The sequence below is a fragment of the Arthrobacter sp. Soil764 genome (assembly GCF_001428075.1).
In the GTDB taxonomy this organism is placed as follows: domain Bacteria; phylum Actinomycetota; class Actinomycetes; order Actinomycetales; family Micrococcaceae; genus Arthrobacter.
This window is the reverse complement of record NZ_LMSI01000001.1, coordinates 196700-209699: the sequence shown is the minus strand read 5'-3', so window position 1 is coordinate 209699 and position 13000 is coordinate 196700. Positions and strand designations below refer to the sequence as shown.

The following is a 13000-nucleotide window of genomic DNA, read 5'->3' as shown; positions in this document are numbered from 1 at the left end:
AATTGATGTGAACCTGGTCACTTAAAGCGCTTTCCGGCTTGGAGCTTAGGTTTGCCTACCCTACAGTTTCCTGACATAGGCACTGTTTTCCGGTGCCCCAGGACTTAGGTTCACGCAGACTTTTTCCCCACCGAAAGCAGCCTCAATGAAGATCCGCAACAGCGCGCTGGCCGGCATCGCACTCGCCGCCACCGCAGCTCTTGGCCTGACCGCCTGCGGCGGTGCCACCCCCGCCGGCAACGGTTCCTCCGCCGCGTCCGGCGGCGCCGGCTCGGGTGAGATCACGGTCTACAACGCGCAGCACGAGAGCCTCACCAAGGAATGGGTGGACGCCTTCACGGCCGAAACCGGCATCAAGGTGACCATGCGCCAGGGCTCGGACACGGAGCTGTCCAACCAGATCATCCAGGAAGGCCAGGCGTCCCCGGCGGACGTGTTCCTCACCGAAAACTCCCCCGCCATGACCCAGGTGGAGAACGCCGGCCTGTTCGCCGACGTCGACAAGGACACCCTGGCCCAGGTTCCCGCCGAGTTCGCTCCGTCCACCGGCAAGTGGACGGGCATCGCAGCCCGGTCCACGGTCCTGGTGTACAACAAGACCAAGGTCACCGAGGACCAGCTGCCCAAGTCCATGCTTGACCTGGCCAAGCCGGAGTGGAAGGGCAAGTGGGCCGCCTCCCCCACCGGCGCGGACTTCCAGGCCATTGTCTCCGCCCTGCTGGAACTGAAGGGCGAGGCCGCCACCGAGGAGTGGCTGAAGGGCATGAAGGAGAACTCCAAGGCGTACAAGGGCAACAGCACGGCCATGAAGGCCGTCAACGCCGGTGAAGTGGATGCGGCACTGATCTACCACTACTACTACTACGGCGACCAGGCCAAGACCGGCGAGAACTCCAGCAACGTCACCCCGTACTACTTCAAGAACCAGGACCCGGGCGCATTCCTGTCCGTCTCCGGCGGCGGGGTGCTGAAGTCCTCCAAGAACGCGGCCGCGGCACAGCAGTTCCTGAAGTTCATCACGGGCAAGAAGGGCCAGGAAGTCCTCAAGAACGGAACGTCCTTCGAGTACGCCATTGGCTCGGACGTCCCCGCCAACGACAAGCTGGTTCCCATCAAGGACCTGCAGGCTCCCAAGATTGACGCCGCCAAGCTCAACTCCGAAAAGGTCACCGATCTGATGACCCAGGCCGGACTCCTCTAATTCCGTGACCACCGATCTATCGGCTCCCGCCAGGCGGAGCACGACGACGGCGGGCAGGGGCAACAGCCCCCGCCCGCCTTTCGGCGTTTCCGCGGTGTCCGTCCTGGCTGTGCTGATCGCCCTCTTCTCCCTCGTCCCGCTGGGGTACGTGGCCTACATGACGGTGGCAACCGGGTGGGACACCGCCGTCGGGCTCATCCTGCGGCCCCGCGTGGGCGAGCTGCTGCTGAACACCCTGCTCCTGATGGCCGCCACCATCCCGCTGTGCCTGCTGCTTGGCGTGGCGGGGGCGTGGCTGGTGGAACGGACCAAACTCCGCGGCCACCGGGTCTGGGCCGTGCTGCTGGCTGCTCCGCTGGCCGTCCCGGCCTTCGTGAACAGCTACGCGTGGGTTACCGCCGTCCCGTCACTTGGCGGCCTGGGCTCGGGCATCCTGATCTCCACCCTGTCCTATTTCCCGCTGGTGTACATCCCCGCCGCCGCCACCCTGAGCCGGCTGGACCCGGCCATTGAGCAGTCCGCCGCGGCCCTGGGGCTCGGCGCCTGGCGCACGTTCTTCCGCGTGGTCTTCCCCCAACTCCGGATCGCCATGACCGGCGGGGCGCTGCTGGTGGGGCTGCACCTGCTGGCCGAATACGGCGCGTTCGCCATGATCCGGTTCGATACCTTCACCACCGCGATCATGACCCAGTACCAGTCCACGTTCAACGGCGCCGCCGGAAACATGCTGGCCAGCGTCCTGGTGCTCTTCTGCCTGCTCCTGCTGCTGGCGGAGGTCCGCAGCCGCGGCACCGCCCGCTACGCCCGCATCGGATCCGGCGTCCAGGGCAAGGCCCTGCGGCTCCCGCTGCACGCCTACCAGTGGCCCGCGCAGCTTTTCCTGCTGGCGCTGACCGCCCTGGCGTTCGGCCTCCCGCTGTTCTACGTCATCCGGTGGATCCTGGCCGGCGGGGCGGACATCTGGACCGCGTCCGAGTTCCTGCCCGCCCTCCTCACCACCTTCAGCTACGGGCTTGCCGGCGCCGCAGCCACCACCGTGGTGGCCTTCCCCATGGCCTACCTCGCCGTCCGGCATCCCGGATGGTTCAGCAAGTCGCTGGAGCTGTCCAACTACGTCACCAGCTCCATGCCGGGCATCGTAGTGGCCCTGGCGTTCGTCACCGTCAGCATCCGCCTGGTGCCCGGGGTATACCAGACCGCGGGGCTGCTGGTGGCGGCGTACGTGCTCCTGTTCATCCCCCGGGCCCTCGTGAATCTCCGGGCCGGGCTGGCCCAGGCCCCCAAGGAACTCGACGAGGCCGCCCAGGCACTGGGCAAGCCCCCGCTGCTGGCCTTCATCCGCGTTACCCTGCGGCTCACCGCCCCTGCCGCCGCGGGCGGGGCAGCCCTGGTGTTCCTTGCCATCGCCAACGAACTCACCGCCACCTTGCTGCTGTCCCCCAACGGCACCAGGACCCTGGCCACCGAGTTCTGGAGCAAGAGCAGCGAAATCGACTACGCGGGCGCCGCTCCCTACGCCCTGCTGATGATCCTGCTTTCGGCCCCCATGACCTACCTCCTCTTCCAACAGTCCAAGAAAGTAGCCGGACAGTGACTGCACCATCAACCCGCCGGCTGCCCGAACACCGGGTGGCACCCTCCGTGGCCGCAACCACCAACAGCCACCTGCAGATCACGGACGTCACCAAGAACTTCGGTCCGCAGGCGGTCCTGAAGGGCGTCAACCTGTCCGTGGCAAAGGGCGGAACCACCGCCATCGTGGGCCCGTCCGGCTCCGGCAAGACCACCCTCCTGCGCCTGATCGCCGGATTCGAACACCCGGACACCGGGAGCATCTCCCTGAACGGAACCTTGGTGGCCGGTGAGGGCGCCTGGCTTCCCGCGCACAAACGGCACATCGGCTACGTGGCCCAGGACGGTGCCCTGTTCCCGCACCTCACGGTGGGCCAGAACGTTGCCTTCGGCCTTGATGCCGCCAAGCTCGAGGGCGGCCGCCGCGCCGTCGCCGCCCGCGTGGCCGAACTCCTGGAGATGGTGTCCCTCGATGCCGCCATGGCCAAGCGCCGGCCCCACCAGCTCTCCGGCGGCCAGCAGCAGCGGGTGGCCCTGGCCCGGGCGCTGGCACGCGAACCGGAGCTGATGCTCCTGGACGAGCCCTTCTCGGCCCTGGACGCCGGGCTCCGCGTTGCCACCCGCCGCGCCGTGGCCAAGGTCCTGGCCGAGGCCGGCGTCACCACCATCCTGGTCACGCACGACCAGGCCGAGGCCCTCTCCTTCGCCGACCAAGTGGCCGTCATGCGCGGCGGCAAGCTGGCCCAGATCGGCAACCCCTTCGTGGTGTACACCCGCCCCGCGGACCGGGCCACCGCAGAGTTCCTGGGCGACGCCGTCATCCTGGACGCCTGGCTGGAAGGATCTCTGGCCACCTGCTCCCTGGGCGGTATCCCGGTGCGGAGGCCGCCGGCGCAGGGACGCGTGCAGCTGATGCTGCGGCCCGAACAGATCCGCATCGCCGAGGACGGCCCCATCCGCGGCGTAGTGGTGGACACCGATTACTTCGGCCCCGAAACCACGGTGCGGCTGAAGCTGAACGTACCCCAGGAAGTGGCAGAGCACGCCGACCACCGGTATCCCGGCGGCGGCGAAGTGATCACCATCCGGCACTGGAACGCCTCGATCGCCCGGCCCGGCATGGAGCTGTGCCTGCGGGTTGTGGGCGAAGCCGTCGCGTTCCCCATGGAGGACTGACCTCCGGCCCTGCCCCGACACAGAAAAAACACCGGGCGGAAACACTCCGGCAACGTCTTCACGGCAAGCTGTGCTTACGGGGATACAACAGCAGGAGGCAGCCCATTATGGAGGCACAAGGAGTACGCACCGCCCAGCTCCGCATCGGGGACCAGATCGAGGCGTGGCACAGGGGCAGGCTCTTCCACAGGGGCCGGGTGACCGACGTCGTCCCGCACCTCGAACTGTTCTGGATCCTGGACGCCCGGACCGGCACGCGCAAGCTGCTGGACCCCGAGGCTCTGGAGATCCGCCATGTGGAACCGGCACCGGAGGCCAGCCCGGCCGCTATGGCCTGAGCACCCCTCGCCCGGCAGGGTGTGCGCCGCCTGGGTTCTGCGGAGTGGGCTGGGACGGCCGGTGGCCCCCCGGTAGTAAGCATGCTTACAATGGTGCGACTTCCGGCCACCACTTAGGAGCACAGACCATGATTGGATTCATCATTGCGGGCCTGGTTATCGGCGCGCTGGCCCGCCTCATCAAGCCGGGCAGGCAGAACCTGGGCCTGCTGGCCACGCTGCTGCTGGGCCTTGTTGGCTCCGTTATCGGCGGCGTGGTTGCCTCGTTGCTGGGAACAGGCAATATCTTCGAACTGAACTTCCTGGGCTTCATCGTGGCGGTCATCGCCTCGGTGCTCCTGGTTGGAACTGCGGAGGCAGTTGCCGGCCGCAGGTCCGTTCGCCGCTAGTTCGGCTCAGGCGCGTTCCTGGTAGACATCCGGAACGCCGTCCTGGTCCGAGTCCACCCGCTCCAGCTCTTCGGCGACGCGGTACTGCCGGTTCCGTGTCCGCAGCACGGCCGTGGCCAGCAGCGCGGCGATCAGTGAGGCGGCCAGGATGCCCACCTTGGCGTGGTCATCATGCAGGCTGCCGTGGCCAAAGCTGAGTTCTGCCACCAGCAGGGAGACGGTGAACCCGATCCCTGCCAGCAGCGCAACGCCAAACACATCGATCCATTTGAAGGAGCTGTCCAGGCTGGCCCTGGTGGCCTTGGTCAGGATCCACGTGGTGCCCATGATGCCGATCGGCTTGCCCAGGACCAGGCCCAGGATGATGCCCAGCGCCACCGGGTCCGACAGGGCCGAACCCAGGCCTTCCCACCCGCCAACGGCCACGCCGGCGGAAAAGAACGCGAAGATGGGAACGGCCACGCCGGCGGAGATCGGGCGGAACCGGTGCTCGAAAATCTCGGCCAGCCCGGGACCGGCCTCGGGTCCCCCCGAGGCCTGCGACCGGATCACGGGGATGGCGAAGCCCAGGAGCACCCCGGCCACGGTGGCGTGGATGCCGGAGGCGTGCACCAGTGCCCAGGTCGCGGCGCCCAGGGGCAGCAGGATCAGCCACGCGGCGGCTGCATGGCGGCCGAAGAAGCGGCGGTACTTCTGAGCCAGCAAGGTGTAGATCCCCAGCGGGATGAGGGCCAGGAGCAGCGGTGCGGCCTGGATGTCACTGGAGTAGAAGAACGCGATGATGGTGATGGCGATCAGGTCATCCACTACGGCCAGCGTCAGCAGGAAGATCCGCAGCGCGCTGGGCAGGTGGGAGCCGATGATGGCCAGCACGGCCACGGCGAAGGCAATGTCCGTTGCCGTGGGAATGGCCCAGCCGCGCAATGTTTCCGGGCTGGCGAGGTTGACGACGGCGTAAATCACCGCCGGGACCACCACGCCGCCCACGGCGGCGGCTACCGGCACGATGGACTTGCTGATCTGCCGCAGGTCGCCGGCCACGAATTCCCGCTTGAGTTCCAGGCCCACCAGGAAGAAGAAGATGGCCAGCAGGCCGTCCGCCGCCCATGCCCCCAGGCTCAGTTCCAGGTGCCACGGCTCGTAGCCCACCTTGAAATCGCGCAGGGCAAAGTAGCTGTCCGACGCCGGGGAGTTGGCCCAGATGAGGGCGATCACGGCAGCCGCGACCAGGAGGGCGCCTCCCACGGTCTCCTTGCGAAGGATCTCCGTAATACGCAGTGCCTCGGCGTAGCTGCCGCGTGAGAAGACGGTGGAGCCGAAAAACTTGTTTCGGCTTGGCGTGGGCGGTGTCGGCGAAGGCGTGGTGGAGTTCATGCGGTGTCCTTAAATCCGGGTTCGGCAAATCCATGCCGACCAGACTTCCCGGCGCACCTCCAGCCATCTTACCGGGAATGGGCCGCTATCCGGCGCGGCGGCCTCCGGTGCGGTCCGCCCGTCCTGTCAGTGAGATGGCCCGCACGGCCCGGTCCAGGTAAATCCGCGCTTCCGGGGAATTGGCCAGCTGGACCAACTCCGCCGCCACCACCACCAGCTTGACGTTGCGGTGGCTGCTGGTGCTTACCAGCATCTGGAAGGCATCGTCAGAGCCAAGCTTCAGCTGGCCCATCAGGATGCCCCTGGCCTGGTCGATCACCGTGCGGGTTGCGGTGGCGCCCTCCACTGCTTCCCGCGCCGTCTGTTCCGTTTCACGTTGCAGCGTCCGGCTGAGGTCCACCGTGACGCCTTCGAACGCCGCCACCGATCCATCCGCGCCCAGGATCGCCTCGCCTGACGTCAGTACGCGCCGGATCCTGCCGCGGGCATCAACAATCCGGTGGTACATGCAGAAGAACCCGCCGGTCATGGAAACCTGCCCCAGGATCTCTTCGCACCGCTCCCTGTCATCGGGATGCTTATGGGCGAAGATCAGTTCCATGCTGGGGACGACCTCGCCGCGCTGGTAGCCATGCAGCCGGAACATGCCGTCCGACCAATGGAACGTTGGGCCTGCAGCCCCCATCTCCACCCGGAAGATACCGGCATCGTTTTCGCTGTCCCCGAGTGCACTCGAATACGTATAAAGGTCGCTGAGCTCCGTCACAGGTTAACCTCCCGCGCAACGGCCAGCCCCCAGCGGGCGGGCTCTCCTCACTAATCCAAGTATGGTCTTCCCGGGCAACGGAAGGTAGTGCGATAGGTCCTATGGCACCGGCCGGCAAAGTACGCTAGCAGGTCCTTGACCTCTATACCCCTAGGGGGTATGTTGGAACTGTTGTCAGTGAAGTGGTATGTCCCGGCTGGTGCCTGCACCCGCCTTCACAGCCATTCAACCCCAGCGCTCCTTGATTACCTCAACGGATTGGAACTGACATGTTCATCGGGAACCGTCCCCAGCTCCCCCTCGCTTCCTCCGGCTGCAGCTGCTGCACTCCTGCCGGGGCCCCTGAGCAAGCGGACACCCAGCCTTCGGATGCCGCACAACAGCCCTCGTCCGCCGTCGGAAATTTCGACGCCGGCGCCTCCTTCCAGCGTGACTTCGCCGTGGAGGGTATGACCTGCGGGCACTGCGTCCGGTCAGTGGAAACGGCCGTGTCCGCGGTTGCGGGCGTGACGTCGGCGTCCATTGACCTGGTCCCCGGCGGCCGGTCCCGGCTGACCGTGAAGGGTTCGGCATCCGATGCCGACGTCCGCGAGGCCGTGACCGCCGCAGGTTACGCCCTGGCATAAGGCAGCCGCGCCCCGGCGCGGCCCCCATTTTCCGCCGGTCCGGTATCACCGGGCAGCGACTGCCTCCAAGGAGGAACAATGCAAGACCACCACGACATGCACCACCACAGCGGCCCGCACGACCATGACCAGCCACCCAGCGGGACCCTGACCGAGCCGCCGGCGCATGGTGCCGGCCACATGGAGCACGCCGGACATGGCCAGCACGACGACGACCATACTGTCCACACCCACGGCCAGCACGCAGGGCACAGCACGGCCATGTTTAAGAACCGGTTCTGGCTGACGCTGGCCCTCGCCGTCCCGGTGGTCTACTTCAGCCCCATGATGGCCCATCTCCTGGGCTACATGCCGCCGGAATTCCCCGGCTCCGCCTGGATCCCGCCGGTCCTGGGCACGGTGATCTTCTTCTACGGCGGCCAGCCGTTCCTCAAGGGCGGCCTGCAGGAGCTGAAGGACCGCACCCCGGGCATGATGCTGCTGATCGGCATGGCCATCACGGTGGCGTTTGCCGCGTCCTGGGTCACCAGCCTGGGAATCGGCGGCTTCGATCTGGACTTCTGGTGGGAGCTGGCCCTGCTGGTGGCCATCATGCTCCTGGGCCATTGGATCGAGATGCGCGCCCTCGGGTCGGCGCAGGGCGCCCTTGATGCACTTGCCGCGCTGCTGCCGGACGAAGCCGAACGCATTACGGACAGCGGCACCGAAACGGTGCCCGTGTCCCACCTCACCCCCGGCGACCTGGTCCTGGTCCGCCCCGGCGCCCGCATGCCGGCGGACGGAACGGTGGTGGACGGGCAGGCCGAGTTCGACGAGTCCATGATTACCGGCGAATCCAAGACCGTGGCACGCGGGTCCGGCGATCCGGTGGTGGCCGGAACCGTTGCCACGGACAGCAGTGTCCGGGTGCGCGTTACGGCTGTGGGCGACCAGACCGCCCTGGCCGGAATCCAGCGGCTGGTGGAAGAGGCCCAGGCGTCATCTTCACGGGCCCAGGCCCTCGCGGACCGCGCAGCAGCATTCCTCTTCTACTTTGCCGCGGGCGCCGGTGTCCTGACCTTCATCGCCTGGACGCTGCTGGGAAGTGTTCCCGATGCCGTTACCCGCACAGTCACCGTACTGGTCATCGCCTGCCCGCACGCCCTGGGGCTGGCCATCCCCCTGGTCATCGCCATTTCCACGGAGCAGGCGGCCCGGGCCGGCGTGCTGATCAAGAACCGCATGGCACTGGAGCGGATGCGCACCATCGACGTGGTCCTGTTCGACAAGACCGGCACCCTGACCACGGGAGAGCCGGAGCTGAAGGACATTGCCGTGGCAGAAGGCGCCCAGGCTGACGCCGTGCTGGCCCTTGCCGCCGCCGTCGAGTCGGACAGCGAACACCCAGTGGCGCGGGCCATCGTCCGCGCTGCCAAGGCCCGGAACCTGGCACTGCCCGGGGCCACGGACTTCACCTCCCTGACGGGACGCGGCGTCAGGGCCACCGTGGACGGCCGTACGGTGCACGTGGGCGGACCCGCGCTCCTGCGCGAGCTCGGCGTCGTCGAACCCGACACCCTGGCCGCCAGCACCCGGGCCTGGATGGACCGTGGAGCCGCCGTGCTCCACGTGGTGGACGACGGCAAGGTCCTGGGTGCCGTGAGCATGGAGGACGCGGTGCGGCCGGAGTCGCGGCAAGCGGTGTCAGCCCTGCAGCGGCGCGGCGTCAAGGTGGCCATGGTTACCGGTGATGCCCACCAGGTGGCGCAGGCGGTGGCAGCGGACCTGGACATCGACGAGGTGTTCGCCGAGGTCCTGCCCGCGGACAAGGACAAGAAAGTGGCCGAGCTGCAGGGCCGGGGCATGAAGGTGGCCATGGTGGGCGACGGCGTGAACGACTCTCCCGCGCTGGCCCGCGCCGAGGTGGGCATCGCCATCGGCGCCGGAACCGACGTGGCAATGGAATCGGCCGGCGTGGTGCTGGCCGGGAACGACCCGCGGGCGGTGCTGTCCATGGTGGACCTCTCCCGGGCAAGCTACCGGAAGATGTGGCAGAACCTGGTGTGGGCCACCGGCTACAACATCCTGTCCGTCCCGCTGGCCGCAGGCGTCCTTGCCTTCGCCGGGGTGGTGCTGTCCCCCGCGGCCGGTGCGGTACTGATGTCCGTGTCCACTATCGTGGTGGCCCTGAACGCCCAGCTGCTGCGGCGCCTGAAACTGAACCCGTCCGAGGTACGTTGAAGACTGCAGACCGACTGGAAGGAGGCAACGTCATGACCACCCGCACCATGGCGTCCCTCCTGCGCCGGGCGTGGCTGCTGGCGGCCACCCTGGCCGTCATCACCGGACTGCTGGGCATGCATGTGCTCACCGCCGGCCACGCCTCGCACGGCGCTGCCTCCCACGCGGCACCGGCCGGAACCACCGCCGTCGTCCATTCCATTGTGGGCGGCCATCCCTCCCATGCCGGCCACCCTGCCACCGCCGCTTCCACCGACGCGCCCGCCCTTGCACCGGCCACCTGCGGCGACTCCTGCCCGGGGGCCAGGGAGTCCGCGGCGCCCTGCGTCCCAACGGCCCCGGGCGGCCCTGTGACCGTTGTCCCGCCGCAGGCAACCCTTGCCGTCCTGCCGCTGCTGCCCGCCGCCGGCAACCCGGGCCCTGCCTACGCTTACCTGCCGCCCAGCCCCACACCCTGCGACCTGTCCATCAGCCGGACGTAAACCGGACTGCGCCAAACAACCCGGCCCAGTTCCATTACCTCCCTGAAGGACAACCATGAACACCACTATCAAGACCCTGTCCATCGCTGCTGCCCTGGCCGTCTCCCTGGGCCTCGCAGGATGCGCCGCAGATTCCGGCTCCGGCAACAGCATGCCCATGGACCACGGCAGCTCCAACCCCATGGCCAGCACCATGCCAAGCGCCGGAATGATGCCCAGCGCGAATGCCGACCATAACCAGGCGGACATCATGTTTGCCCAGATGATGATCCCCCACCACGCCCAGGCGGTGGAGATGAGCGGCATCATCCTGGCCAAACCCGGCATGCCCGCAGAGGTGACCGACCTGGCCACCAAGATCAAGGCGGCCCAGGCACCGGAGATCGAGCAGATGACCGGCTGGCTCAAGGGCTGGAATGTGCCCACCATGATGAGCGACCACTCCGGACACGGCATGACCGGCATGGTGGACGACGCCGGCATCGACAAGCTGAAGTCCGCCACCGGCACCGAGGCCGCCCGGCTGTTCCTCGAGCAGATGATCGGCCACCATGAGGGCGCCATCGACATGGCACAGCAGGAAATCAGCGCCGGCAAATTCCCCGACGCCGTGAAGCTGGGCCACGACATCGTGGACGCGCAGCAGGCGGAAATCACGCAGATGAAGCAGCTGCTGACCACGCTCTAACCGGCACGCCTGCCGGCCGGGGCAATCCACACGGCGCGGCGGCGGCACCCAGCTCTGGAAGCCGCCGCCGCGCCGTCGCGTGTTAAGTTGAAAGGCACGGGTCCGAACGGATCCGTCACCAGCTGGGAAAAGAGAAATCTCCTTGGACACTTCCGCACCAGTACGAATCCTCACCGTCTGCACCGGCAACATCTGCCGCTCCCCCGTGGCTGAACGGCTGCTGCAGGCAGGACTCGACCAGGCGGTACCGGGTGGTTTCCACGTGTCCAGTGCGGGCACCCGGGCACTGGTGGGCGAACCCATGCAGCCCATTTCCGCGGACATCGTACGGACTTTCGGCGGCGACCCCGAAGGGTTCGCGGCACGGCAGCTCACACCCAGGATCCTCCGCGGGGTGGATCTGGTACTCACCATGACATCGGGGCACCGCGGCGAGGTCCTGCAGCTGGATGCCTCCCTGCTCAAGCGCACGTTCACCATCAGGGAGTTTGCCCGGATGCTGGATGTCCTGGCCCAGCGAACCGCCGCCGGAGACGGAGGCCAGCCCGCCGCCGTCGTACCTTCCCCCGGCTCCCTGCCAGTCAGCGGCGGCTCCGACGACGACACCCGGCTCGCTGCCAACGCCGCCTTGTGGCGCGCCTTGCCGGCCCGCGCCGCCGGGGTGCGGCACCTTTCGCTCCCCGCCGACTCCGCGGACAACGACATCGTGGACCCGTACCGCCGCGCACCCGAGGTGTACCGCGAGATGGAGGACCAGCTGGCACCGGCGATTGTGTCCATCCTGCGCCACGCCCGGCTCAACGCGCCGGTTCCCGGGACCGTGCCCCAGTCCCGGTAGCGGAACCGCGTAACCGCTGCCCGGCGGCGCCCCGGGGCACACCTTCCCAGGTTCCGGCACGCCGTCCCAGGTGACAGTTTGGACAACCTTGTAGCCAACCAGGGCCTGCCGGACGCACACTGATCCCACCAAACACAATGAGGTGGAGGCGTCATGAGCATCCCAGGCGGTTCTGATCCATCCGGCGCCGGCAACGCCGGGAACGCCGGTTCGCACCGGCCGGCCTGGCTTGCGGCGTTGGGCCGGCGCCGCTGGATCGCCGCCCTGGTGGCGCTGGCACTTGTGGTGGCCGCAGGAGTGGCGGTCTTCAGCCTGAGCCGCGGGAGCAAGGAGGCGCAGCCTGCGGCCACCCAGACCCAGTCGCCCAGCCCGACGCCCACCCCCACGCCCTCTGAAACACCCCCGCCGGCTCCTGCTCCCCCGCCGCCACCCGCCCCGATTCCGGATCTGCCTGCCACCCCGATGAACGTACTGGTCATCGGCAGCGACAGCCGCGGCAATGCACGCGAGCAGGCGGCGCACACCGCGGAAACCGGCGAGGCCTCGGACCACCGCGCCGATTCCCTGATGGTGGTGCATGTTCCGGCGGACCGCCATACCCTTTACGTCATCTCGATCATGCGCGACCTCTGGGTGGACGTTCCCGGTGTTGGCGGCTCCAAGATCAACGCAGCATTGCAGTACGGCGGCATCGATCTGACCACCCAGACCGTGCAGCAACTGCTGGGCATCACCATCGACCACACCTTGATGCTGGATTTTAACGGCTTCAAGGCTCTCACAGACGGCCTGGGCGGCATCGACGTCAATGTCCCCTTCGCCTTCCAGTCCACGATCGAGACCCAGCACGCCTTCACCCAAGGAATCAACCATCTGGACGGGCAGGCGGCCCTGGAGTTCAGCCGCGAGCGCTACGCATTCACTGACGGCGACTACCAGCGGGTGCAGAACCAGCGGACCATGCTCCGGGCCATCCTCGCCCGCCTTACCGCCGGCGGCGCCCTGAACGATGTCAATGCGGTCCGCTCGCTGGTCGATTACGCCTCCTGCTGCCTGACCGTGGACAAGGGATTCGATCCCGTGCAGGCCGCGGTCCTTGCGTACAGCCTGCGGAACCTGGACGTGAACGCGATCGGCACCCTGACCCTCCCCACGGCCGGAACGGGCATGGCGGCGGGACAGTCCGTGGTGTTCCCGGACTACGGCGGAATCAACGCCGTTGCAGCCGCCCTCAGGGAAGGCAGGATCGGGGACTTCGCGGTTCCGTAAAGGGGGCGGGGCCGCCACGCCCTGTTCAGCAGCGGCTTACCCGGGGTTCACCGGCGGGACA

Annotated in this window: 13 protein-coding genes; 11 read left to right on the top strand and 2 right to left on the bottom strand. The window is 67.7% G+C overall.

Annotated elements, in window-relative coordinates:
* Positions 1 to 145 precede the first annotated feature (145 nt).
* The 5 genes from ASG86_RS00935 to ASG86_RS00915 all read left to right on the top strand — a co-directional run bounded on the left by ASG86_RS00935 (position 146) and on the right by ASG86_RS00915 (position 4676).
* A complete protein-coding gene (locus tag ASG86_RS00935) occupies positions 146 to 1201 on the top strand; it encodes an iron ABC transporter substrate-binding protein (RefSeq protein ID WP_056328947.1) in 1056 nt (351 codons plus the stop codon).
* 4 nt (positions 1202 to 1205) lie between these two features.
* Positions 1206 to 2795: an ABC transporter permease gene (locus ASG86_RS00930; RefSeq protein ID WP_200946085.1), complete on the top strand. Its 1590-nt coding sequence runs from the start codon at positions 1206 to 1208 to the stop codon at positions 2793 to 2795.
* Positions 2792 to 3949, top strand: a complete 1158-nt coding sequence (locus tag ASG86_RS00925) for an ABC transporter ATP-binding protein (RefSeq protein ID WP_200946083.1) — start codon at positions 2792 to 2794, stop codon at positions 3947 to 3949. Before ASG86_RS00930 ends, ASG86_RS00925 begins: the two co-directional genes overlap by 4 nt.
* 107 nt (positions 3950 to 4056) lie before the next feature.
* Positions 4057 to 4287, top strand: a complete 231-nt coding sequence (locus tag ASG86_RS00920) for a hypothetical protein (RefSeq protein WP_056328941.1) — start codon at positions 4057 to 4059, stop codon at positions 4285 to 4287.
* A 128-nt stretch (positions 4288 to 4415) separates the two neighbouring features.
* Positions 4416 to 4676, top strand: a complete 261-nt coding sequence (locus ASG86_RS00915) for a GlsB/YeaQ/YmgE family stress response membrane protein (protein ID WP_056328938.1) — start codon at positions 4416 to 4418, stop codon at positions 4674 to 4676.
* Positions 4677 to 4682: 6 nt separating this feature from the next.
* Here the strand turns inward: ASG86_RS00915 and nhaA are convergent, their stop codons facing one another.
* Both nhaA and ASG86_RS00905 read right to left on the bottom strand, forming a co-directional pair.
* Positions 4683 to 6050, bottom strand: coding sequence for a Na+/H+ antiporter NhaA (gene nhaA / locus ASG86_RS00910; RefSeq protein WP_056328935.1), 1368 nt, complete (start codon positions 6048 to 6050; stop codon positions 4683 to 4685).
* Positions 6051 to 6135: 85 nt separating this feature from the next.
* Positions 6136 to 6816, bottom strand: a complete 681-nt coding sequence (locus ASG86_RS00905; RefSeq protein ID WP_056328933.1) for a PAS and ANTAR domain-containing protein — start codon at positions 6814 to 6816, stop codon at positions 6136 to 6138.
* 269 nt (positions 6817 to 7085) lie between these two features.
* Here ASG86_RS00905 and ASG86_RS00900 point away from each other — a divergent pair, with 269 nt between their 5' ends.
* The 6 genes from ASG86_RS00900 to ASG86_RS00875 all read left to right on the top strand — a co-directional run bounded on the left by ASG86_RS00900 (position 7086) and on the right by ASG86_RS00875 (position 12939).
* Entirely contained in the window at positions 7086 to 7442 is a 357-nt protein-coding gene (locus ASG86_RS00900; protein ID WP_056328930.1) for a heavy-metal-associated domain-containing protein, read from the top strand.
* A gap of 78 nt (positions 7443 to 7520) precedes the next feature.
* The gene (locus ASG86_RS00895; RefSeq protein WP_056328926.1) at positions 7521 to 9662 is read left to right on the top strand and encodes a heavy metal translocating P-type ATPase; all 2142 of its coding nucleotides are present in this window, start codon (positions 7521 to 7523) and stop codon (positions 9660 to 9662) included.
* A gap of 32 nt (positions 9663 to 9694) precedes the next feature.
* Complete coding sequence (locus ASG86_RS00890; protein WP_056328923.1) at positions 9695 to 10144, top strand: hypothetical protein; 450 nt, start codon at positions 9695 to 9697, stop codon at positions 10142 to 10144.
* A 55-nt stretch (positions 10145 to 10199) separates the two neighbouring features.
* Positions 10200 to 10832, top strand: coding sequence for a DUF305 domain-containing protein (locus tag ASG86_RS00885; RefSeq protein ID WP_056328920.1), 633 nt, complete (start codon positions 10200 to 10202; stop codon positions 10830 to 10832).
* A 142-nt stretch (positions 10833 to 10974) separates the two neighbouring features.
* Entirely contained in the window at positions 10975 to 11670 is a 696-nt protein-coding gene (locus tag ASG86_RS00880; protein WP_056328917.1) for an arsenate reductase/protein-tyrosine-phosphatase family protein, read from the top strand.
* A gap of 153 nt (positions 11671 to 11823) precedes the next feature.
* Positions 11824 to 12939, top strand: a complete 1116-nt coding sequence (locus ASG86_RS00875) for an LCP family protein (RefSeq protein WP_056328914.1) — start codon at positions 11824 to 11826, stop codon at positions 12937 to 12939.
* Positions 12940 to 13000 lie beyond the last annotated feature (61 nt).